The 21,630-nt window shown below is 69.9% G+C and carries 20 protein-coding genes; 9 read left to right on the forward strand and 11 right to left on the reverse strand.

Annotated features, from left to right (window positions below; translation table 11 throughout):
• Positions 1–28: 28 nt before the first annotated feature.
• The 6 genes from Q7X29_RS22330 to moxR1 form a co-directional block, all read right to left on the reverse strand.
• Complete coding sequence (locus tag Q7X29_RS22330) at positions 29–1,078, reverse strand: ferrochelatase (protein ID WP_218716514.1); 1,050 nt, start codon at positions 1,076–1,078, stop codon at positions 29–31.
• The gene (gene inhA, locus Q7X29_RS22335; protein ID WP_218716513.1) at positions 1,078–1,914 is read right to left on the reverse strand and encodes an NADH-dependent enoyl-ACP reductase InhA; all 837 of its coding nucleotides are present in this window, start codon (positions 1,912–1,914) and stop codon (positions 1,078–1,080) included. The genes Q7X29_RS22330 and inhA overlap by 1 nt, the downstream gene beginning before the upstream one ends.
• 73 nt (positions 1,915–1,987) lie before the next feature.
• Positions 1,988–2,704, reverse strand: coding sequence for a 3-oxoacyl-ACP reductase FabG1 (fabG1, locus tag Q7X29_RS22340; RefSeq protein ID WP_019050352.1), 717 nt, complete (start codon positions 2,702–2,704; stop codon positions 1,988–1,990).
• A gap of 84 nt (positions 2,705–2,788) precedes the next feature.
• On the reverse strand, positions 2,789–3,793 hold the full coding sequence (locus Q7X29_RS22345; RefSeq protein ID WP_218716512.1) for a VWA domain-containing protein: 1,005 nt from the start codon (positions 3,791–3,793) through the stop codon (positions 2,789–2,791).
• Positions 3,790–4,746, reverse strand: a complete 957-nt coding sequence (locus Q7X29_RS22350) for a DUF58 domain-containing protein (protein WP_218716511.1) — start codon at positions 4,744–4,746, stop codon at positions 3,790–3,792. Before Q7X29_RS22350 ends, Q7X29_RS22345 begins: the two co-directional genes overlap by 4 nt.
• A 23-nt stretch (positions 4,747–4,769) precedes the next feature.
• Positions 4,770–5,936 carry a chaperone MoxR1 gene (moxR1, locus tag Q7X29_RS22355; RefSeq protein WP_218716510.1) on the reverse strand — a complete coding sequence of 389 codons (1,167 nt, stop codon included), beginning with the start codon at positions 5,934–5,936 and terminating at the stop codon, positions 4,770–4,772.
• 443 nt (positions 5,937–6,379) lie between these two features.
• On the opposite strand from moxR1, the gene Q7X29_RS22360 reads away from it, so the two are divergent.
• Together Q7X29_RS22360 and Q7X29_RS22365 are read left to right on the forward strand one after the other, a co-directional pair.
• Positions 6,380–7,864: a hypothetical protein gene (locus tag Q7X29_RS22360; protein WP_316575274.1), complete on the forward strand. Its 1,485-nt coding sequence runs from the start codon at positions 6,380–6,382 to the stop codon at positions 7,862–7,864.
• Between the two features lie 237 nt (positions 7,865–8,101).
• Positions 8,102–8,722 (forward strand): class F sortase, encoded by a 621-nt coding sequence (locus Q7X29_RS22365; RefSeq protein ID WP_316575275.1) that lies wholly within the window; start codon positions 8,102–8,104, stop codon positions 8,720–8,722.
• A 194-nt stretch (positions 8,723–8,916) separates the two neighbouring features.
• Here the strand turns inward: Q7X29_RS22365 and Q7X29_RS22370 are convergent, their stop codons facing one another.
• Complete coding sequence (locus Q7X29_RS22370) at positions 8,917–10,281, reverse strand: NlpC/P60 family protein (protein ID WP_316575276.1); 1,365 nt, start codon at positions 10,279–10,281, stop codon at positions 8,917–8,919.
• 324 nt (positions 10,282–10,605) lie between these two features.
• The gene (locus Q7X29_RS22375) at positions 10,606–11,166 is read right to left on the reverse strand and encodes an Rv1476 family membrane protein (protein ID WP_316575277.1); all 561 of its coding nucleotides are present in this window, start codon (positions 11,164–11,166) and stop codon (positions 10,606–10,608) included.
• Positions 11,167–11,445: 279 nt separating this feature from the next.
• Between Q7X29_RS22375 and acnA the strand changes: the two genes are divergently transcribed.
• Both acnA and Q7X29_RS22385 read left to right on the forward strand, forming a co-directional pair.
• On the forward strand, positions 11,446–14,259 hold the full coding sequence (acnA, locus tag Q7X29_RS22380) for an aconitate hydratase AcnA (RefSeq protein WP_394358712.1): 2,814 nt from the start codon (positions 11,446–11,448) through the stop codon (positions 14,257–14,259).
• 256 nt (positions 14,260–14,515) lie between these two features.
• Positions 14,516–15,082 carry a TetR/AcrR family transcriptional regulator gene (locus tag Q7X29_RS22385; protein ID WP_316575279.1) on the forward strand — a complete coding sequence of 189 codons (567 nt, stop codon included), beginning with the start codon at positions 14,516–14,518 and terminating at the stop codon, positions 15,080–15,082.
• A 132-nt stretch (positions 15,083–15,214) separates the two neighbouring features.
• Here Q7X29_RS22385 and Q7X29_RS22390 read toward each other — a convergent pair whose 3' ends face one another.
• Positions 15,215–15,709, reverse strand: coding sequence for a MarR family winged helix-turn-helix transcriptional regulator (locus tag Q7X29_RS22390; protein WP_218718209.1), 495 nt, complete (start codon positions 15,707–15,709; stop codon positions 15,215–15,217).
• Between the two features lie 65 nt (positions 15,710–15,774).
• On the opposite strand from Q7X29_RS22390, the gene Q7X29_RS22395 reads away from it, so the two are divergent.
• The 4 genes from Q7X29_RS22395 (at position 15,775) to Q7X29_RS22410 (ending at position 18,450) form a co-directional block, all read left to right on the forward strand.
• The gene (locus Q7X29_RS22395) at positions 15,775–16,269 is read left to right on the forward strand and encodes a cupin domain-containing protein (RefSeq protein ID WP_374104853.1); all 495 of its coding nucleotides are present in this window, start codon (positions 15,775–15,777) and stop codon (positions 16,267–16,269) included.
• Between the two features lie 85 nt (positions 16,270–16,354).
• A complete protein-coding gene (locus tag Q7X29_RS22400; protein ID WP_218718210.1) occupies positions 16,355–16,771 on the forward strand; it encodes an acyl-CoA thioesterase in 417 nt (138 codons plus the stop codon).
• 286 nt (positions 16,772–17,057) lie between these two features.
• Positions 17,058–17,477, forward strand: coding sequence for a hypothetical protein (locus tag Q7X29_RS22405; protein WP_218718211.1), 420 nt, complete (start codon positions 17,058–17,060; stop codon positions 17,475–17,477).
• 13 nt (positions 17,478–17,490) lie between these two features.
• Positions 17,491–18,450, forward strand: coding sequence for a hypothetical protein (locus tag Q7X29_RS22410; RefSeq protein ID WP_316575280.1), 960 nt, complete (start codon positions 17,491–17,493; stop codon positions 18,448–18,450).
• Between the two features lie 7 nt (positions 18,451–18,457).
• Here Q7X29_RS22410 and Q7X29_RS22415 read toward each other — a convergent pair whose 3' ends face one another.
• On the reverse strand, positions 18,458–18,730 hold the full coding sequence (locus tag Q7X29_RS22415; RefSeq protein WP_019047730.1) for a helix-turn-helix domain-containing protein: 273 nt from the start codon (positions 18,728–18,730) through the stop codon (positions 18,458–18,460).
• A 307-nt stretch (positions 18,731–19,037) separates the two neighbouring features.
• Positions 19,038–20,669, reverse strand: a complete 1,632-nt coding sequence (locus Q7X29_RS22420) for an ABC-F family ATP-binding cassette domain-containing protein (RefSeq protein ID WP_218718213.1) — start codon at positions 20,667–20,669, stop codon at positions 19,038–19,040.
• Between the two features lie 149 nt (positions 20,670–20,818).
• Here Q7X29_RS22420 and Q7X29_RS22425 point away from each other — a divergent pair, with 149 nt between their 5' ends.
• The gene (locus Q7X29_RS22425; protein WP_218718214.1) at positions 20,819–21,583 is read left to right on the forward strand and encodes an SDR family oxidoreductase; all 765 of its coding nucleotides are present in this window, start codon (positions 20,819–20,821) and stop codon (positions 21,581–21,583) included.
• The last annotated feature ends 47 nt before the right edge of the window (positions 21,584–21,630 follow it).

Consider the following 21,630-nt stretch of genomic DNA (forward strand, 5'->3'; position numbering starts at 1 on the left):
GACCCGGCGAATGTTTATCCGGTTGTGTTCAGGGCCGGGCCGGACGCGACGCCGGTGCGCAGCAGCCGGGTGCGCACAGGGCCCCGTCGACGGTGCAGCCGTAGCCCGGCACCTCGCCCAGTTCGCGCACCGGTCCCCCGGCGAGTCGCTCCTGGATCAGCTCGACGATCATGCGCGAGAAACGCGCATCGGTGCCCGGCGTCGCGGCCCGGGCGAAGGCCATGCCGAGCTCGGCCGCCTTCTGCGCGGCCTCGTTGTCGAGGTCCCAGATCACCTCGAGATGATCGGAGACGAAACCGACCGGGCAGACGACCACGGCGTCGATCCCCTTGCCGTGCAACGCATCCAGATGGTCGACGATGTCGGGTTCCAGCCACGGCACCTGCGGCGGGCCCGACCGTGACTGCCACACCAGGTCGTAGTCGGCGAAACCGGTCGCGGCGGCGCACAATCGGGCCGCCTCGGCGACCTGCCTGCTGTAGAGGCGGCCGCCGTCGGCGGGCGGGCCCGCGGCGATGTCGGCCGAGATCGGGATGGAGTGCGCGGTGAACACCAGGCGCACACCGTCGCGGCGATCGGCCGGGATCCGGGCGACCGCGGCGGTGATCGCGTCGGCGAACGACGCGATCAGCAGCGGATGGTCGAAGTACTGGCGCAGCTTCACCAGTTCCGGCGCATCGGCACCGACCGCGGCCCGCGCGCGGGCGATGTCCTCGTCGTACTGGCGGCAGCCCGAGTACCCGCCCCACGCCGAGGTCGGGAAGACCAGGGCCGAGCGCACACCGTCGGCGGTCATCCGCGCGACCGTGTCCTCCACCAGGGGATGCCAGTTGCGGTTGCCGAAGTACACCGGCAGGTCGAGCCCGGCGTCGGCCAGATCGGCCTCGACCGCGGCGATGATGTCGCGGTTGAGCGCGTTGATCGGCGAGACACCACCGAAATGCAGGTAGTGCTGGGCAACCTCGTCGAGCCGCGCCCGGGGTACCCCGCGGCCCCGAGTGACGTTCTCCAGGAACGGGATCACGTCCTCGGGACCCTCGGGACCGCCGAAGGACAGCAGCAGCAGGCCGTCGGTCATCAGTTGGCGGTGAAGCCCTCGGGGAACCACATGTTGTGGCTGGCGCCGCCGTCGACGTAGATGATCGAGCCGGTGGTGGCGGGCAGCCAGTCCGACAGCAGCGCGACGATCGACTTGCCGACCGCGCGCGCGTCGGCGCCGTCCCAGCCGATCGGCGACGCGCCGTCCCAGTACTCGTCGAGCTGACGCAGCTGCTTGGCGTCGTCGGTCGCGGTACCGGCGATGGCCTTGGCCGCGAGGGTCTTCACCGGACCCGCGGCGATCAGGTTGGAGCGGATCTTCTTGGCGTAGCCCACTTCCCGGGCCACGTACCGGTTCACCGACTCCAGCGCGGCCTTGGAGACACCCATCCAGTTGTAGTACGGCATCGCCACGCGCGGATCGAAGTCCATGCCGACGATGGAGCCGCCCTCGTTCATCACGGGCAGCACGGCGCGGGCCAGCGAGGCGTAGCTCCACGCGGAGATCTCGAACGACTTCGCCACATCGGGGCCGGGGCCCTCCAGGAACGGCACCGCGTCCGGGCCCATCAGGGTCTTGGGCGCGAAGGCGATCGAGTGCAGCACACCGTCGATGCCCTCGGGCGCCAGCTCGCGCAGGGCGTCGGCCAGCGCGCCCAGGTTCTCCTCGTTGGTGACGTCCAGCGGAATCGCCGGCGGCACCTCCTGCGGCAGGCGCTTGGCGATGCGGTCGATCAGCCGCAGCCGTTCCGGGATGCCGGTGATGATCACCTTCGCGCCCTGCTCCTGCGCGACCGCCGCCGCGCTGAACGCGATCGACGAATCGGTGATGATGCCGGTGACCAGAATGGTCTTGCCTTCGAGCAGTCCGCCCATGAGTTTTCGGTTCTCCTGAAATCAGTATGGTTGCCGCCACCTTGTCGGTGGCGCGGGGCAATCCGTTAGCGGATCAGTGACCCATGCCCATGCCGCCGTCGACCGGAATGACGGCACCGGTGACGTAGCGCGAGTCCTCCGACGCCAGGAAGCTGACCACCGCGGCGACGTCCTCGGCCTGGCCGAGGCGACCCAGCGGAATGAACTTCTTGGCGGTTTCCTTCAGATCCTCGGGCAGCTCGGCGGTCATGTCGGTCTCGATGAAACCGGGAGCGACCACGTTGGCGGTGATCGAACGCGAGCCCAGCTCACGAGTGATGGAGCGCGCCATACCGATCACGCCCGCCTTGGAGGAGGCGTAGTTGATCTGGCCGGGGCCACCGCCGAGACCGACGACGGAGCCGAGGAAGATCATCCGGCCCCACCGCGCGCGGAGCATGGCGCGGTTGGCACGCTTGGCACAGCGGAAAGCGCCGGTGAGGTTGGCGTCGATGACGCGCTCGAACTGGTCCTCGGTCATCCGCATCAGCAGGGTGTCGTCGGTGATACCCGCGTTGGCGACCAGCACCTCGACCGGACCCTGGTGCTCCTCGACCTCGGTGAACGCACGGTCGACCGACTCGCTGTCGGTGACATCGCACTTCACTCCGAACAGACCCTCCGGCACCCCCGATCCGCGGTGCGTGACGGCGACCTTGTGGCCGTCGGCGAGCAGGCGCTGGGCGACCGCGAGACCGATACCGCGGTTACCACCGGTCACCAGGACCGAGCGGGATGTGACGTTCGACATAGGGTCCAACCTATCTGTTCCGGTTCGTGTGCCCCGCGTCAGGGTCGCGGCACTGCGACGTCTCACAACGCGGGGCGAGGCGTGCTAGGGCAGGCGTTGACGATAGAGCAAACTGACCACGACGCCGGCGGCGACGAACAACATACCGAGCAGCAGCCACGGCCTGCTCGCGTCGCCGCGGGTGGTCTCGTAGCCGATCTGTTCCTCGAGGGTGTCGTAGACAGCACGCAGTTCGGCCAGTGAGGAGGCGGTGTAGAACTCACCGCCGGACAGCTTGGCGATCTCCTGGAGCGAGGCGTTGTCCACGGGCACCTTCACCCGCTGCGAACCCTTGCCGTCGGAATCCGGGATCTCGACGGTGCCCCATTCGGTGCCGAAGGAGATCGTGGAGACCGGGATGTTCTTGTTCTTGGCCAGCCGGGCCGCGGTGAAGCCGTGCCGCGGGTTGTCGACGTCCTTGTCGTCGGGCACGGTCTGCTTACCGTCCGACATCAGCACGATGCGGGCGGGCGGCGGGGTCTCCGCGCCGCCGAGCACGGCGGCCAGGGTGTCGATCGACTGCAGGGCGGTCAGGATGCCCTCGCCGGTGGCGGTGCGCTCGGCCAGCTTGATGTTGTCGATCGAGTGCTTGACGGCCTCGCGGTTGGTCGTCGGCGACACCATCACCGACGCGGTTCCGGCGAAGGTGACGAAACCGAGGTTGATGCCGGGGGTCAGGCCGTCGACGAATTCCTTGCCTGCCTTCTGCGCGACCTGCAGCCGGTTCGGCTCCACGTCGGTCGCCTCCATCGACAGCGACACGTCCATCACCAGCACGACGGTCGCGCGGTTGCGCGGCACCTTCTGCACGGCGGTCGGTCCGGCGGCGGCGACGGTCAGCAGCACCAGGCCGGCGAGGATGAGCGCGATCGGCACGTGCCGCATCGGGCTGGGTCGCGACGGGGCGACCCGCTCGAGCACGGACATGTTGCCGAACTGCAGCATCCGTTTGTGCCTGGCCCGCTGGACCAGCACATAGCCGAGGACCAGCAGGGCGACGACGACCAGGAAACCGAGCCAGACGACGGCCGTGAAATGCGAAATACTCACTGGCGAGGCACCCGCCCGCTCGGGGCGCCGAGGCTGTGGCGCCGGGTGGACACGAACCGGACCACGTCGGCGATCCAGTCCCGATCGGTCTGTAGCGACAACACCGGCGCACCGCAACTGCGCAGCGCCTGCTGCACCTGCGCGCGCTGGGCCTGGGCGGCGGCCGCGAAATCGGCACGCAGTGTGGGGGTGACGCTGAACTCGCGGGTGCGACCCGATTCCGGATCGTGCAGCACCACGTCGCCACCGTCGGGCAGCGCGACATCGAGGGGATCGAGCACCTCGACCGCGAGCAGGTCGTGGCGGGCCGAGATCGCGCGCAGCGAGCGCTGCCAGTCGACGTCACCGAGGAAGTCGCTGATCACCACGGCCAGACCACGTTTGCGCTGCGGGCGGCGCAACGACTCGATCCCGGCCTTGAGGTCACCGCGCACGCCGTCGCGGGCGTGCGGGGTGGTCGCGATGCCGCGCAGCATGGTCTGGGCGTGCAGGCGACCGCTGCGCGCGGGGATGCGCACCAGGTCCTGGCCCGTGGCGACGACGGCGCCGATGCGATTACCGCCGCCGGAGGTGAGGTGGGTGATCGCCGCGGCCGCCGCGATCGCGAGATCGCGCTTCTGCACCCGGCCGGTGCCGAAGTCCAGACTCGACGACAGGTCGACGACGAGCCAGGTCTCGAGCTCGCGGTCGGCGATCATCTGCCGCACGTGCGGATGGGTGGTGCGGGCGGTGACCGACCAATCCATCTGTCGCACATCGTCACCGGGCTGGTACAGCCGCGCCTCGCCCGGTTCCGAGCCAGGCCCGGGGATCAGGCCCTGGTGGTCGCCGTGCAGGACACCGTCGAGGCGGCGCCGCACCGTCAGTTCGAGTGTCTTGAGCGCGGCGGCCAGCTTCGGGTCGGTCAGTTCACCGGCACGGAACGACGGCGGCGCGTGGGACGAGGTGGGCACGCGGACAACGGGTTCCGGCGCACTCACTGGGGCGCGACGTGGCCGGCGGGCTGGGACTGCTGCCCGTTCACCGGCTGCGGCACGGGCTGTTGCTGGGCGGGCGGCTGGGGTACCGCGGGCTGCTGGGGCGCGGCCTGGCCACCGACGGCCTGGGGCGCGACCTGCGGCAGGCCGACGGTCTGCAGCACCCGCTTGATGACGTCCTCGGGGGTGACCTCGTCGGCCAGCGCGTCGTAGGACAGCACCAGACGATGGCGCAGCACGTCCGGGATCACCTCGACGACGTCCTGCGGCACCACGTAGTCGCGGCCGCGGATCAGGGCGACGGCGCGCGCGGCGGCGATGATGCCGAGGCTGGCACGCGGCGAGGCGCCGTAGGAGATCCAGCTGGCCACATCGGGCATGCCGAACTCGGCGGGGGTGCGGGTCGCGGTGATGACGCGGACGACGTAGTCGACCAGCGCGTGGTGCACGAAGACGTTGGCCGCCAGCTTCTGCAGCCGGATGATGTCCTCGGGCGCGAGGATCTGCTTGGGCTCCGGCGGGGTCACGCCCATCCGGTAGATGATCTCGCGCTCCTCCTCGACCGAGGGGTAGTCGACGACGACCTTGAACAGGAAGCGGTCACGCTGGGCCTCGGGCAGCGGGTACACGCCCTCGCTCTCGATCGGGTTCTGGGTCGCCATGACCAGGAACGGATCGGGCATCGGGTAGGTCTTGCCGCCGATCGACAGCTTGCGCTCGGCCATCACCTCGAGCAGTGCCGACTGCACCTTGGCGGGCGCGCGGTTGATCTCGTCGGCGAGAACGAAGTTCGCGACGACCGGGCCGAGTTCGGTGTCGAACTCCTCGCGGCCCTGCCGGTAGATGCGGGTACCGATGAGGTCGGTGGGCACCAGGTCGGGCGTGAACTGCACACGCGAGAACGACCCGCCGACGACCTTGGCGAAGGTTTCCACGGCGAGGGTCTTCGCGACGCCGGGCACACCTTCGAGCAGCACGTGGCCGCGCGACAGCACACCGACGAGCAGCCGCTCGACGAGACGATCCTGGCCGACGATGACCCGCTTGACCTCGTAGATCGCCTTCTCGAGAGTCTGGACGTCACGCTCCAGGGTGCTCGGCGTTGCCGTACCGGCGTCCTTCGCCAGCTTCGGCCCGCTCACACCTTCCGTCGAAGTCACCAACATCCCCGCTTTCGCTTTGGTCCTGTGCGTGCCGCCCCAACTATTCCAGGTAATCGCCCGGCGCGCCGCAACCGGCCGGGAGCGGACGCGGATTCGTCGTATTACCCAGCCCAGCTCGGTACGCCCGTCACCCTACGCATGTCGCGTGCCGGTCGCCCGCGCGACGCGGACACCCGGCCGCAGCGCCGATTCCGGCGGAGCACAGTGGCTAATCATCAGCAACATGATCTCGCTCGCAGGAGACCCCACCGGTAACGATCCGGAATCGGCGATGGTCACTCGCCCAGGTCGGCGCGGCCATCCGCCCGCGCGTGGTGTTGAACACACAGATCAACGGCATTTTGACTGACCTCGTTGCGGTTCCATGGACTACCTCCGCAAGCCGATCAACTTTTCGCATCCATACCGGCCTGTCGGATTGTTTCGATCCTTAGAAGGTGATGTTCATGCGGTTTCCACCCCTCTCGCGATTCTCTCGCCATTTGCTGCCGTCGGCCGCCGTCGCCACCGTGGCGGCGATCGGCCTCGCCGCCGCGCCCGCGGCCGTAGCGAACCCCCTCACCCCACCCGGCATCGGCGTGCTCGGCATCGACACCGGTTCCGCGGGCCTGGATCTCGGCGCTACCGGTTCCGGCGCGGCGGGCCCGGCGCTCGGGCTGGGGGCCGACGGCTCCGGTGCGGGAGTGCTCGACACGGGCAGCGGCGCCGGGACCGAGCTCGGCCTGGGCACCGGCTCGGGAGCCGGTGGCGCGCTCGGCACCGGCAGCTCCGACGCGGCCGCGGGCAGCAGCGCCGCGGGAACCGAACTCGGACTGGGTCCGGGGGCCGGCGGTGCGGCGGGATCCGGGAGTGGCGCGCTGGGTTCGGGTAGCGCCGACGTCGGCAGCGCAGCGGCATCCGGCAGCTCCGAAGCACTCGGCACCGGCAGCGCGCTCGGCGCGGGCGACGCCCTGGCCAGCGGCAGTGGGGAGGCGCTCGGGACCGGCAGCGCCCTCACGGGCAGCGCTGCGGGAGCACTCGGCACCGCACTGGGCGCGGGCGGTGCCCTCGGCAGCGGCAGCGCGGCGTCCGGAAGCGGGGCCGAGCTGCTCGGGACCGGCAGCGCCCTTGCCGGCGGCACGGCAGGAGCACTCGGCAGCGGCAGCGCGGCGTCCGGAAGCGGGGCGGGGTTGCTCGGGTCGGGCAGCGCCGCCACCGGTGGTGTTGCCGGACTCGGCTCCCTCGCAGCCCTGCTCGACACGGGCAGCGCGCTAGGCGGGTTCGGCGCAGCAGCCGGCTCGGCAGGGCTGCTCGGCACCGGCAGCGCGGGAGCGGGCGCCCTGGCGACGGGCAGCGCCGGGGTTCTCGGCACCGGCAGCGCGCTCGGCCTCGGCAGCAGCATCGCAACACTGGCCCTCCTGCTCGGCACCGGCAGCGCCGGGGTCGGCAGCGCCGCAGTCGGCAGCGCCGCAGTCGGCAGCGCGGCGGTCGGCAGCGCCGCACTCGGCAGCGCCGCACTCGGCAGCGCCGCAGTCGGTGGCGCGGTGCTCGGTGGCGCGGTGCTCGGTGGCGCGTTGGCAGGGTCGGGGTCGGCTCAGGGGCCCGGCGCCTCCGGCGACCAGGGCGCACCTTCGCCGGTCGAACAGGCTCCGGGCGCCGGCGCTCGGAACGGGTCCGACACGCCCGCAGGGAATTCCGGCGACACGACGAAGCCGGACAACGACCGTTCCGGTGGCGCGTCCGTCACCGGCGGCGCCACCACAACCGGCGGCACGGGAACAGCGACCGCCGCGAGCGGCTACGGCATGCCCTCGGGCGCACCCGAGACCGGTGCCGGCGGCCGGTTCCGCGACGACCGGCTCATGCTGGCCGGGTTCGGCGTGCTGGCACTGCTCGGCGCCGCCGTCGCCGTGACTCGCGACCAGCGCCGCGCAGGAAGGACCCGACCGTGACCACTCGATCGACAGCCGGTCCGCGGCCCGACCACACCCGGGTCCGATGGGCCACCGATGCCGACCCCACCCGGCTCGAACGAACTCGAGCGCTGCGCTCCGGCACTGCTCGGCGCCGCGGCCGCGCTGACACTCGACCGCTCGGTCCGGACGACACCGAGGCAGGCAAACGACGTGGTTCCAGGTCGGGCGGCGGTCGACGGCGCGATCGAGCATGGCGCAGAACGAGTTTTGGCGATGCGCGGTAGGCAGGGGTGGCGGACCGTCGTGGTAGCGGTGGTCCTGGTCGGTGTGGCGGCGGCGTTCTTCCGGGCCGCCGCCACACGGGTTCCGGGGCAGGCCGCACCGCCGCCCGCCCACGTCGCCACCGCGCTGCCGGGCGCGGTGGCGGCGGCCGCCCCGCTGGGCCGCTCGGCACCGGTCCGGCTGGAGATTCCGCGGATCGGGCTCGACACCGGCGTGGAGCGCAGCGGGACCACCGCGGCCGGGGCACTCGCCGCGCCCCCGGACTTCGAGCGCCCGTCGTGGTTCGAGCCGGGCGCCAGTCCCGGGGAGGCGGGGGCGGCGGTGATCCTCGGACACGTCGACTCGACCGGCGGGCCCGCCGTCTTCTTCCGGCTCGCCGAGCTCGCCGCGGGCGACGAGATCCGGCTGACCAGGGCCGACGGCAGCACCGTCCGGTTCGTCGTCGACCGCACCGAGTCGGTGGACAAGACGCAGTTCCCGACCGAGCGCGTGTTCGCCGACGACGGCACGGCCCGCCTGCGCCTCATCACCTGCGGCGGCGCGTTCGACCCGGCCCAGCGCCGCTACCTGTCCAATGTCATCGTCTCCGCGACCCTGGTCGCCACCACCTGACCCCGGTGACACCACCTGAGCGGAATAGCCATCAGGGTCCGGTCCTGGCTCGGCCTCGGTGCGCAGGTCGGCCCCAGACGCGCAACCCGATCCAAGGTCCGCAGCCCGAGCCCAGGTCGGCACAACACGACCCCAGGACCGCAGCCCAACCCCAGGTGCCCGACCCGGCCCAGGCGCACAACCCGGTGCAGCGCCTACTCGGTGACGATGCGGACCGCGTACGGCATGATCCCGTCCTCACGGACCGGCGAGATCTTCACGACGTCACCGGATTCGGGAGCCTCGATCATTTTCCCGTTGCCCAGGTAGAGCGCGACGTGCGCGCTGCCGCCCGGCCCCCAGAACAGCATGTCGCCGCGTTCGCGGTCCTCCACGTCGACGCGGGTGCCCGCGTTGTATTGGTAGCCGCTGTAGTGCGGCAGCGAGACGCCGATCCCGGCGAAGGCGTAGAGCATCAGGCCCGAGCAGTCGAAGCCGACCTTGTTGTAGTCGCCGTGCGCGTCGGCGGTGCCGCCGTCGCGGATGCCCAGGGTCGGCCCGTCCTCGTCCCCGCCGCCCCAGGCGTAGGTGACCCCGAGTTGCGACATCGCCCGGTCGATCACCGTCTCGATCGCGGCCGATCCGGTGACCTGTGGTTTCGTCGGTTTCGGCTGGGTCTTGCGCGGCGAGGCGGGCGTGGACTCCAGCTCTGTGTGGGGGCGCTGGCCCTCGCCGAGGCGGGCGGCGCGGTCGCGGGCGGCCTGATCGGCGGCCGCGCGCTGGGCGGCGGCGTTGGCGGCGGCGAGCAGCGCGGTGACCTCGGCCTGGCGCTGATCGTTCCAGGCCAGGAACACCTCGCGCTGGCTCTGCAGGCCCGCCACCGTCTGGCGGGCGACGTCGAGGGCGGACTGCGCCGCGGCGCGATCGCGCTGGAGGTTGTCGCGGGTCACGGTCTGGCTGTCGTATTCGGACTTGGCCACGGCCACCGCGTTCTGGGCGGCGTTCTTCTTCTGCTCGGCGGCGTCGGCGGCACTGTCGGCGTCGGCCTTGGCCTGACGGGCCGCGGCGTTCTGGTTGGCCTGCGCGATCTGGGTGCGGCGCAGGTCGTCGAGCACCTGGCGCTGGTTCTTCGACACCATGCTCAGCACCTGCGCGCGATCCATCGCGGCATCAGGGGTCGAGGAGGCCAGGTAGGTGACGACCGAACTGTTCACCGGCCGCACGTAGGCCTGGGTCGCGAGCTGATCGAATTCCTGGCGGGCCACACCCACTTTGGCGCCCGCGTCGGCCAGCAGCGCCTGGGAATCGGTGACCGCGGCCGCGGCCGCGTCGGCGGCGTCACGGGCGGTCTGCAGATCGACCAGCGCCTGGTTGACCGCCTCGCGTTTGGCGGCGAGCACGTCGTCGAGGGCTCGCAGCTGCTGATCGGCCGCGGCGACGCGGTTGATCAGCACACCGATCTCGCCGACCCGCGCGTCGACCTGCGCGCCCGCGCCCGCGATCTCGCCGTCGGAGGGATTGGGCGGCGGCGGTGGCACCGCCGCGACCGGTCCCGCACTCGCGAGAACGGCCAGCGCCATCAGCAATCCTGTCGCTACCCGTAATAGCCCTGGTTCGTCCTGCCTGCCCGCACCGCGCACGGCACCTCCGAGTGACTCGACTCGACATACGCCACCGGTGCATCAGCCCACCCATCGACCACACAAGTCGACCAATGCCCCCTGTACCACTGCTTTCACGATCGCGATCACCGCAACCGTACGACACATAGTTCACAAAGGAAACATCTGCCACAGGATGACAGGGGTGTAATTTGCCGATTGCCCGGAATTAGCCTTACGAGCGACAGGTTTGCACGCGAAAAACAGACCAGAGGTCTGGAAATGTGACGAAAGGGAGACTTGTTACTCGGGGGATCCCGCATCGCGGTGCGCCACAGCGACCCGCTCCCGCTCATCGCCCTCGGGTCCGCGACGGACCTTGACGAGGTACAGACCGGCGATCACGAGCGCGGTGAGCACCAGCAGCACAGCCGTGATCACCCCCCAGGACACACCTTCGGGCTCCTCGAGCCGGGTGACGAAGGCCTGCACGGCCTCCTCGGGATGGTTGCCCTTGTATTTGGCGCCGTCCTCGGCCCACTCCAGCCGGACGCGGCTGATGCCGTCGCTGTAGGTGCCGATCCAGTCGTCGCTGAAGACCGCGACGGTGCCCTGCGTACTTTTGCCCACCTCGGTGGCCAGGTCACGTAGGCTCGAGTCGTGGCCTGGGTTGCCGGGAACGACGACGACGCTCAGCGGGATCCCCTCGGATCGCGCCTCGGCGACGATCGCCGCCAGCTTCTCCTGGTTCACGCCTTTGGGAGCGGCGACATGATTGTCGGCGAGATCGGACCGGACACTGCTCAGCACGGTGTTCGGCGGCAGTTCGGCGGCCATCGGCGCAAAGGTGTGCAAGACGGTCATCTTCCATCCGGTCTGTCGAGCCTCGATCGCCTGCGTTGCGACGGGCATCCAACACTGCAGGGTGAGCGTCAACGCGTCATTCCCCGACTCGCTCGACTGGCACAGTAGCCGACGGTGCGCGCGGACACGCTCACACGGCTCGCCGAACCGCCCCCGCGTATTTCATAGGACAAGCGTACTGTTAGGCTCGTACGGCGAGGAATCCGGCGCTCACGGCGCCGAACCCCCTCCGAAGACGCGAGTCGCCGGCACAGCCCCGCCGGCGGCACACCCTCACAGATGAGTGGAGCTGACGTGACGAAGATTGATACCTTCGGCGCCAAGGGCACGCTCGAGGTCGGAAGCAACTCCTACGAGATCTTCCGTCTCTCGGCTGTTCCCGGCACCGAGAAGCTGCCCTACGCCCTGAAGGTGCTGGCGGAGAACCTGCTGCGCACCGAGGACGGCGCCAACATCACCGCCGATCACATCCGCGCGATCGCGAACTGGGACCCCTCGGCGCAGCCGAGCGTCGAGATCCAGTTCACCCCCGCGCGCGTGATCATGCAGGACTTCACCGGCGTGCCCTGCATCGTCGACCTCGCCACCATGCGTGAGGCCGTCACCACTCTCGGCGGCGACCCGAGCAAGGTGAACCCGCTCTCCCCCGCCGACATGGTCATCGACCACTCGGTGATCCTGGACGTCTTCGGTCGCGCCGACGCGCTGGAGCGCAACGTCGAGCTCGAGTACGAGCGCAACGGCGAGCGCTACCAGTTCCTGCGCTGGGGCCAGGGCGCCTTCGACGACTTCAAGGTCGTCCCCCCGGGCATGGGCATCGTCCACCAGGTCAACATCGAGTACCTGGCCCCCACCGTCATGGTCCGCAACGGCCAGGCCTACCCCGACACCTGTGTGGGCACCGACTCGCACACCACCATGGTCAACGGCCTGGGCGTGCTGGGCTGGGGCGTGGGTGGCATCGAGGCCGAGGCCGCGATGCTGGGCCAGCCGGTCTCCATGCTGATCCCGCGCGTCGTCGGCTTCAAGCTGACCGGTGAGATCAAGCCGGGCGTCACCGCCACCGACGTGGTGCTGACCGTCACCGACATGCTGCGCAAGCACGGCGTCGTCGGCAAGTTCGTCGAGTTCTACGGCGCCGGCGTGTCCGAGGTGCCGCTGGCCAACCGCGCCACCCTGGGCAACATGAGCCCCGAGTTCGGCTCCACCGCGGCGATCTTCCCGATCGACGAGGAGACCATCAACTACCTGCGCCTGACCGGCCGCACCGACGAGCAGCTCGCGCTCGTCGAGGCGTACGCCAAGGAACAGGGCATGTGGCACGACGCCGACAACGAGCCCGCGTACTCGGAGTACCTGGAGCTGGACCTGAGCACCGTGGTGCCGTCCATCGCCGGCCCGAAGCGCCCGCAGGACCGCATCCTGCTCAGCGAGTCCAAGGCGGCCTTCCGCTCCGACATCGTCAACTACGTCGGCCAGGGCGAGCTGTCCGCGCTGGACGAGGCGGGCGAGGAGTCCTTCCCCGCGTCGGATTCGGTCGCCGTGTCCGCCAACGCCGCCGACGACACCTACACCCCGGCCCACTCGGCCGCCAAGGGCGCCAACGGCCGTCCGTCCAAGCCGGTCGAGGTGCGCTCGGCCGAGCGCGGTGACTTCGTCCTCGATCACGGCGCCGTCGTGGTCGCGGGTATCACCTCCTGCACCAACACCTCCAACCCGTCGGTCATGCTGGGCGCCGCCCTGCTCGCCCGTAACGCGGTGGAGAAGGGCCTGTCGACCAAGCCGTGGGTGAAGACCAACATGGCGCCGGGCTCGCAGGTCGTCTCCGACTACTACGAGAAGGCCGGTCTGTGGCCCTACCTCGAGAAGCTCGGCTTCTACGTCGGTGGCTACGGCTGCACCACCTGCATCGGTAACACCGGCCCGCTGCCCGAGGAGATCTCGGCCGCGATCAACGACAACGACCTCTCGGTCACCGCCGTGCTGTCGGGTAACCGCAACTTCGAGGGTCGTATCTCCCCCGACGTGAAGATGAACTACCTGGCCTCCCCGCCGCTGGTCATCGCCTACGCGCTCGCGGGCACCATGGACTTCGACTTCGAGACCGACGCCCTCGGCCAGGACGCCGACGGCAACGACGTCTTCCTGAAGGACATCTGGCCCTCGGCCCAGGAGATCGACGACACCATCAAGGCGTCGATCAGCCAGGACATGTTCCGCAACTCCTACGCCACCGTCTTCGACGGCGACGCCCGCTGGCAGGGCCTGGCCACCCCGGAGGGCGACACCTTCGCGTGGGACGAGAAGTCGACCTACGTCCGCAAGGCGCCGTACTTCGACGGCATGTCGATGGACCCGAGCCCCGTCACCGACATCAAGGGCGCCCGCGTCCTGGCGCTGCTGGGCGACTCGGTCACCACCGACCACATCTCCCCGGCCGGCCCGATCAAGCCCGGCACCCCCGCCGCGCAGTACCTCGACGCCAACGGTGTGGCCCGCAAGGACTACAACTCCCTGGGCTCGCGTCGTGGTAACCACGAGGTGATGATCCGCGGCACCTTCGCCAACATCCGGCTGCGCAACCAGCTGCTCGACGACGTCTCGGGTGGCTACACCCGCGACTTCACCCAGGAGGGCGGCCCGCAGGCGTTCATCTACGACGCCTCGCAGAACTACCAGGCCGCGGGCATCCCGCTGGTCGTGCTCGGTGGCAAGGAATACGGTTCGGGCTCCTCGCGTGACTGGGCCGCCAAGGGCACCAGCCTGCTGGGCGTCAAGGCCGTCATCACCGAGTCGTTCGAGCGCATCCACCGCTCCAACCTGATCGGCATGGGCGTTGTGCCGCTGCAGTTCCCGGCCGGCCAGTCGGCCGCGTCGCTGGGCCTGACCGGCACCGAGACCTTCGACATCGAGGGCATCACCGCCCTCAACGAGGGTGTCACCCCGAAGACCGTCAAGGTCACCGCCACCGCGGAAGACGGCAAGGTCACCACGTTCGACGCGGTCGTGCGCATCGACACCCCCGGCGAGGCCGACTACTACCGCAACGGCGGCATCCTGCAGTACGTCCTGCGCAACATGATCCGCGGCTGAGATCATGCGCCGCTTCGCGGCGGGGTCCGGGGCCTCGTGACCCCGCCGCCGGACACTCGAGACTCGCGCCTGCGGCGCATGCGCTTCGAGTGCCCGGCGGCGGGGCGGCCCCGGACATCGCTCGTCGGGCTCGCTCCCGACGGGGTGGGTTCCTGCTCGGACCTCATCCACCATTGCTCGGCCACAAGCCAATTCATCATCGACCCCCGCTCCGCACTCCGGGGCGGGGGTCGGTGTATCGTCAGTCGGAGGACTCATGCCCAAGGTCAGCGACGACCACCTCGCCGCCCGCCGCAGCCAGATCCTCGACGGCGCACGGCGCTGCTTCGCCGAATACGGCTACGACGGCGCCACGGTGCGCCGTCTGGAGGAGGCCATCGGCCTCTCGCGCGGCGCCATCTTCCACCATTTCCGCGACAAGGACGCGCTGTTCTTCGCCCTGGCCAAGGACGACGCCGAGCGCATGGCCGAGGTCGCGGCCAACCAGGGCATCGTGCAGGTCATGCGGGACATGCTCGCCCGCCCCGAGGAATTCAACTGGCTGGGCACCCGCCTCGAGATCGCGCGCCGGGTGCGCACCGACCCGGAATTCCGCGCAAGCTGGACCCAGCGCTCCGCCGAACTCACCGCGGCCACCCTGGCCCGCCTGGAACGCCGCAAGGCCGCGGGCGCGCTGCGCGACGACGTCCCCACCGACGTCCTGCTCGGCTATCTGGACCTGGTGCTGGACGGCTTGATCGCCCGGATCGCCTCCGGCCACACCGACGACAACCTCTCCGCCGTCCTCGATCTCGTCGAAGCCTCCGTCCGCCGTCGCGACTGAGCTCCGGAACCCGAACCGCCGCAATGTTTTCCGGAACACCGCGGCGGTTCTTTCGTCGGTGCACCCACTGCCGACTCACCGATTGCGGTGAGCGGGATCTCCGATGACGATGGTTGCGCGTTGCGGGATCGGCTAGCCTTCGAGGCTGCGCAGCATGATGCGCGCGATCCGGTCCAGCGCCACGCGATCGGCGGGATCGAGCACCGACAGCATGCGCGTCTCGTTCTCGATGTGCGCGCCGACGACGACGTCGACGAGTTCGCGCCCCGCGCCGGTGAGCGCGACGCGCACCGCCCGGCGATCGCCCTGATCGGCGATCCGGCGGACCAGTCCGGCCGTCTCCAGCCGGTCGATCCGCCCGGTCATCCCGGCGCGCGAGAGCATCAGCGTGTCGGCGAGCACCGAGGGGTTGAGTTCGTACGGCGCCCCCGAACGGCGCAGTGCCGCAAGCACATCGAACTCACCACGCTGCAATCCGTGCGCGGTGAACACGGCCTCGATGCGGGCCGTGGCGACGGTCATCAGCCTGCCGAGCCTGCCGAAGACGGCCATCGCCGCCAGGTCGAGGTCGGGGCGTTCGCGCCGCCACTGGGCGGCGATGGCATCGACGGCATCCGGATCATCCATGGACGCAATTCTATTCGCTGCGATATAGTTTGGTAGCGAATTATCAACCAGCGAATGGAAAAGCCATGACGAACGCCCGCGATATCGCCCTCTGCCTGCCCGAGGACGCGGAGACCCTCGGCACCGAGTCCGTGCGGATGCGCCTGCTCACCGACGCCGACGCCAGCGACGGCACCGTCAGCACGCTGGAGGTCACCATGGCGCAGGGCGCCGACGGCGCGGCGCCGCACTTCCACACCCGCTCCGACGAGCTGTTCTACGTCGCCGACGGCGAACTCCAGGTCATGGCGGGCGACCACATCCACACCGTCGGCGCGGGCGGCTCCCTGGTGGTCCCCCGCCACATGCCGCACGCCTTCGGCGCCACCCCCGACAGCGGCGCGCGCATCCTCATCGCCCTGATGCCCGGCGTGCAGCGCTTCGAGTACTTCCGCCTGCTCGACCGCCTGATCCGCGGCGAGGCGACGCACGACGAATTCGTCGCCGCCCAAGAGGAATTCGACAACCACTTCGTCGACGCGCCCGCCTGGTGGGCCGAGCGCAACGCCCACCGCCGCTGACCCGCGATACCGAACCGAGCAGTCTGTGGCGCAGATTGCAGCCATCGCGGGAACAATAGCGGCGAAACCCCTGGTTATACGCCGTATGACGTTCTCCGTACCGGTCCTCGTCCGCGGCTACGAGCTCGACACCCAGGGCCACCTCAACCACGCCGTCTACCACCAGTACGGCGAGCACGCCCGCTGGGAGCTGATGCGGGCGGCGGGGATCCCGCAGGACAAGTTCCTCGCCGGCGGGATCGGCGCGGTCGTCCTCGAATCGACGATCAAGTACCGGCGCGAACTGCGCGGCGGCGACGAGGTGACCGTGACGGCCACCTGCGAATGGGACGGCGGCAAAGTCTTCCGTTTCCACCACCAGATCATCAAGCTCGACGGCACGGTGTCCGCGGAGATCACCGTGGTGGCCGGCGCGATGGACCTGACCGAGCGCAAGCTGGTCCCCAACCCCGGCGAGCACTTTCGCGCTCTGGCCGAACGCCCGGAGCTCCTCGGCCTCTGAACCCGAGCCGACACGGCCCGTATCGTTCAGCAATCTCGCGGCGATGCGGGCCGTCGGCGTACCCGACATCGTTAGCTGATCGATTGCCGGTGCGACGGCGCGATCCCTGGTCGAGTTGTCCGAAATTCTCTCCCCGCTAGGCGATCACGCGCCGCTCGGCGGTTTGCCCGAGGCCCCGCAAATCTTGCGAACCGACTCGGTGACGCCCGCTCGCGCGTTATGATCCGTAGCACCTTCGGGGGTTCTGGCAAATCGCGAGCAGACGAGAAGATCGGAGTGAGTGCCCATGACCGACGCCATCCACCTCCCCGCTACCGCGTCGTCCCGAGATCGGGGCCCCGCCTTGCGCGGATTGCTGGTGGCCGAGTCCGAGCGCGACATCTCGGTGCGGGTCGACGGTGGTACGTGGACCTTCGACCGGCGTGACGTCGTGCGGCTCACCGAAGACCGCGCCACCGCGGGGGAACGGCAGGTGCGCGTCGACATCCGGCCCGGCGCGACCGCCGATTTCACCCGCCGGATGCGGGTGGAACTGGTCGACCGGCCGATCACCCTGGCGCCCGAGCCCTCCGAGGCACTCGGTGACGACCTGCTGGCCCAGGCCACCCGCGCCTGGGCGGCCAAGCTGCGGATCGCGGAGCGCGGCGGAGTCACCGGCGCCACGTTCACCTTCCGCGACGGCATCAACTGCGACAGCCTCGACTGAACGGCCCACGGTCATGGAACGCGCGACCGACGCGGTGCTCATCGTCTCCGAAACCGACGACCTGCACGCCGATGCGCTGGCCGCTACGTTACGAGAACACCACGGGCTCGACCCGATTCGGCTGGATCTGCGCGACTTCCCCAGGGAGACAGGCAGTTTCCGGCTGGACAAGGCAGGCACCAATCGCGCGCTGGCCCACATCCACGGTCTCGACGACGTGCGCGCGGTCTGGTGGCGCAGGCCGCACCCGTGTCTGGTACCGCACGGCGTGCGCGCCGCCGACGACGAGTTCCGCCAGGCCGAATGCGACGGGTTCCTCCAGGGCATGCTGTGGTCGATCCCGGCGTACTGGATCAACGATCCGGCCGCCGAGCGCACCGCCAGCCGCAAGATCGTGCAGCTCGAGACGGCACAGCGGGCCGGGTTCGCCATCCCGGAGACACTGATCACCAACGATCCGGACGAAGCCCGCAGTTTCGTCGAATCCCGTTCCGGCCCAGTGGTATACAAGCGCACGGGCACCGGGCGCGGCGAATTCTCCGAGACCAGGATCATCACCCGGCCGGAGCTGAGCAGGCTCGGCTCGATCCGGTCGACCCCGACCACGTTCCAGGACTACGTCGAGGCCAGCTGCGATCTGCGGGTGGTCTGGGTCGACGGCATCGAGTGGTCGGTGCGCATCGATTCCCAGGCCGGCGTCGGCCGGGTCGATTCCCGGCTGGACACCTCGGTCGGCTTCGCCCGCGACCGGCTACCCGCCTCGGTCAGCAAGTCGCTGGCCACCCTGATGGGGGCCCTCGGGCTGAGCTTCGGCGTCGTCGACCTGCGACTGGGCAACGACGGCGAGTACTACTTCCTCGAGGTCAACCCACAGGGGCAGTTCGCCTATCTCGAGATCAAGACGGGCCTGCCGCTGTTCACCAGCCTGGCGAACCTGCTCGTGCACGGGGACGGTGCGGTCCCCGGCTGGTGAGCGCGCCTCAGTCGGCCGGATTCTTGCGCCGGTTGGCGCCGCCACGGCCGCGCAACTCGACGTGCGACTCGACCAGCACATTGTGGATGAAGCCGTACGAGCGGCCGGTGGCCCTGGCCAGCGAGCGGATGCTCGCGCCCGCCTCGTACTGCTTCTTGAGCTGGGACTGCAACCGGTCGCGGGACTTGCCCGTGACCCGGGTGCCCTTTCCCAGCGCGGCCTTGCCGATCGTCGTCTTACCCTTGGCCGACCTAGCGGCCTGTCTCGCACTGTCGCTCATGGCTTCCTCCGAGTCGCCGAGCAGCTGATTCCAGGCTAGACACTCCGGAGTCGGTGATCAACGAAAACAGTGATGAAACTCACGCGAGTGCCGCGAGTTCCCTCCCGACACAGCGTTTCACGCGCGACACACCGCCGTCACGGGCCCCTGACGGCTCAGGCGGTATAGAACAGCGCCCGAGCCGAGGACCTCCGTGGTGACGCTGCGCTACCGCCTCCGGCCCCTGACGGCTCAGGCGGTGTAGGACAGCGCCAGAGCCGGGGACCTCCGTGGTGACGCTGCGCTACCGCCTCCGGCCCCTGACGGCTCAGGCGAGGTCGATCAGCTCGGCGTATTCCTTCGACCAGTGGTCCTCGGTGCCGTCCGGCAGCAGGATGACGCGTTCCGGGTTCAGCGCCTCGGCGGCGCCCGGGTCGTGCGTCACCAGGACGACGGCGCCCGCGTAGGTGCGCAGCGCCTCGAGCACCTGCTCGCGCGAGATCGGGTCGAGGTTGTTGGTCGGCTCGTCCAGCAGCAGCACATTGGCCGCCGAGGACACCAGCCCGGCCAGCGCCAGCCGGGTCTTCTCACCACCGGACAGGGTGCCCGCGGGCTGCTCGAGCTGCGGACCGGTGAACATGAAGGCGCCGAGCAGGCTGCGCAGCTCCTGCTCGCCCGCGTCCGGGGAGGCGTGCCGGATGTTCTCCCACACCGTCGCCTGATCGTCGAGGGTGTCGTGCTCCTGGGCGAAGTAGCCGACCTTGAGGCCGCGGCCCTGTTCGATGCCGCCCGAGGTCGGCGTCTCGACACCGGCGAGCAACTTGAGCATGGTCGTCTTGCCCGCGCCGTTGAGGCCGAGCACCACGACGCGGCTGCCCTTGTCGACGGCGAAGTTGACGCCGGTGAAGATCTCCAGCGACCCGTAGAGCTTGGTCAGGTTGTTCACCATCAGCGGCGTCTTGCTGCACGGCGCGGGCTCGGGGAAGCGGATGCGGGCGACCTTGTCGGCCACGCGCACGTCGTCGAGCTCGGCCATCAAGCGCTCGGCCCGGCGCACCATCTGGTGTGCCGCAGCGGCTTTGGTGGCCTTGGCGCCGAGCTTGGCGGCCTGCTGACGCAGTGCGCTCGCCTTCTTCTCGGCGTTGGCGCGCTCGCGGACGCGGCGCTGTTCGTCGGTGGCGCGGGCGTCGAGGTACTTCTTCCAGCCCATGTTGTAGACATCGGGCTCGCCGCGCACCGCGTCGAGGAACCACACCTTGTTGACCACGGCCTCGAGCAGTTCGACATCGTGGCTGATCACGATGAGGCCGCCGTCGTGGTTCTGCAGGAACCCGCGCAGCCAGGTGATCGAGTCGGCGTCGAGGTGGTTGGTCGGCTCGTCGAGCAGCAGGATGCGGTCCGAGCGCCCGCCCGAGCCGTCGGAGGCGGAGAACAGGATGCGCGCGAGCTCGATGCGGCGGCGCTGACCGCCGGAGAGCGTGCGCAGCTGCTGGCCCAGGACCCGGTCGGGCAGGCCGAGGCTGTTGCAGATGCGGGCGGCTTCGCTTTCGGCGACGTAGCCGCCGAGCGAGGAGAACTGGTCCTCGAGGCGGCCGTACTTGCGGATCGCCTTCTCGCGTTCCTTCTCGTCGGCCACCTCGGCCATCAGCGCCTGCTGCTTCTCCATGTCCCGGATCAGGGTGTCCAGGCCGCGCGCGGACAGCACCCGGTCGCGGGCGATCACATCGAGATCGCCTTCCTTGGGGTCCTGCGGCAGGTAGCCGATCTCGGTGGAGCGCGTGATCTTTCCGGCGTAGGGCTCACCCTCACCCGCGAGGATGCGCAAGGTGGTGGTCTTGCCCGCGCCGTTGCGTCCGACCAGTCCGATCCGGTCGCCGGACTGCACCCGCAGCGCCGGCCCGGGGGCCGAGAGCAGGGTGCGGACTCCGGCCCGGACCTCCAGGTCGGTCGCCGTGATCACAGGGCTTCTCCTCGTGTCGAAAAAGAATGGTGAGCGCCGATTCGACCCATCGTGCACCGTCGATGTCGGCAAGAACCACTCATTTTACCGTCCGCGGACTCGGCGACCGAACCGGCGCCGCCCGGTGTGAGCGTGGTTACTCTCGTCGCATGACTACCGATCTACTGGGCAGGACCGCCCTCGTCACCGGAGCGAGCCGCGGCATCGGCCTGGCCACCGCCGCCGAACTCCTGCGTCGCGGGGCCAACGTGCTGATCACCGCGCGCAAACCCGAACCGCTCGAGGCCGCGGCCACCGAGCTGCGCGCTCTCGGCCACCCGGGGCAGGTGAGCGCGCTGGCGGGCAACGCGGGCGACGCCGAGGCGCGCGCCGAGGCGGTGGCCCGCGCGGTCGCGGAGTTCGGTTCGCTCGACATCCTGGTCAACAACACCGGCATCAACCCGGTGTACGGCGCGCTGATGGACGCCGACCTGGGCGCGGTCGGCAAGATCTTCGACGTGAACGTGGTGGCCTCGCTGGGCTACATCCAGCAGGCCTACCGGGCGTGGATGGCCGAGCACGGCGGCGCGATCGTCAACGTGGCCAGCGTGGCCGGCATCCGGTCCTCGGGCGTGATCTCCGCCTACGGCGCCTCCAAGGCGGCGCTGATCCGGCTCACCGAGGAACTGGCCTGGCAGCTGGGCCCGAACATCCGCGTCAACGCGGTGGCGCCGGGCGTGGTGAAGACCAAATTCGCCGACGCCCTGTACTCGGCCGACGAGGACCGCGCCGCGAGCGTCTACCCCTTGAAGCGCCTCGGCGTCCCCGAGGACGTCGCCAAGCTGATCGCGTTCCTGGTCTCCGACGAAGCCGCCTGGATCACCGGCGACTGCGTCCGGGTCGACGGCGGCCTGCTCGCCACCGGCGGCATCTGACCGACGCGAACGGCGGCATCGGTTTTCCCACGCGAAACCGATGCCGC

Source organism: Nocardia canadensis (assembly GCF_032656385.1).
Classification (GTDB): domain Bacteria; phylum Actinomycetota; class Actinomycetes; order Mycobacteriales; family Mycobacteriaceae; genus Nocardia; species Nocardia canadensis.

Coding starts and splice junctions, on each gene's coding strand:
- Q7X29_RS22330 (WP_218716514.1), bottom strand. CDS start 1,078: ATGACCGACGGCCTGCTGCTGCTGTCCTTCGGCGGTCCCGAGGGTCCC.
- inhA (WP_218716513.1), bottom strand. CDS start 1,914: ATGGGCGGACTGCTCGAAGGCAAGACCATTCTGGTCACCGGCATCATC.
- fabG1 (WP_019050352.1), bottom strand. CDS start 2,704: ATGTCGAACGTCACATCCCGCTCGGTCCTGGTGACCGGTGGTAACCGC.
- moxR1 (WP_218716510.1), bottom strand. CDS start 5,936: ATGTTGGTGACTTCGACGGAAGGTGTGAGCGGGCCGAAGCTGGCGAAG.
- Q7X29_RS22360 (WP_316575274.1), top strand. CDS start 6,380: ATGCGGTTTCCACCCCTCTCGCGATTCTCTCGCCATTTGCTGCCGTCG.
- Q7X29_RS22365 (WP_316575275.1), top strand. CDS start 8,102: ATGCGCGGTAGGCAGGGGTGGCGGACCGTCGTGGTAGCGGTGGTCCTG.
- Q7X29_RS22370 (WP_316575276.1), bottom strand. CDS start 10,281: ATGGCGCTGGCCGTTCTCGCGAGTGCGGGACCGGTCGCGGCGGTGCCA.
- Q7X29_RS22375 (WP_316575277.1), bottom strand. CDS start 11,166: ATGACCGTCTTGCACACCTTTGCGCCGATGGCCGCCGAACTGCCGCCG.
- acnA (WP_394358712.1), top strand. CDS start 11,446: ATGAGTGGAGCTGACGTGACGAAGATTGATACCTTCGGCGCCAAGGGC.
- Q7X29_RS22385 (WP_316575279.1), top strand. CDS start 14,516: ATGCCCAAGGTCAGCGACGACCACCTCGCCGCCCGCCGCAGCCAGATC.
- Q7X29_RS22390 (WP_218718209.1), bottom strand. CDS start 15,709: ATGGATGATCCGGATGCCGTCGATGCCATCGCCGCCCAGTGGCGGCGC.
- Q7X29_RS22395 (WP_374104853.1), top strand. CDS start 15,775: ATGACGAACGCCCGCGATATCGCCCTCTGCCTGCCCGAGGACGCGGAG.
- Q7X29_RS22400 (WP_218718210.1), top strand. CDS start 16,355: ATGACGTTCTCCGTACCGGTCCTCGTCCGCGGCTACGAGCTCGACACC.
- Q7X29_RS22405 (WP_218718211.1), top strand. CDS start 17,058: ATGACCGACGCCATCCACCTCCCCGCTACCGCGTCGTCCCGAGATCGG.
- Q7X29_RS22410 (WP_316575280.1), top strand. CDS start 17,491: ATGGAACGCGCGACCGACGCGGTGCTCATCGTCTCCGAAACCGACGAC.
- Q7X29_RS22415 (WP_019047730.1), bottom strand. CDS start 18,730: ATGAGCGACAGTGCGAGACAGGCCGCTAGGTCGGCCAAGGGTAAGACG.
- Q7X29_RS22425 (WP_218718214.1), top strand. CDS start 20,819: ATGACTACCGATCTACTGGGCAGGACCGCCCTCGTCACCGGAGCGAGC.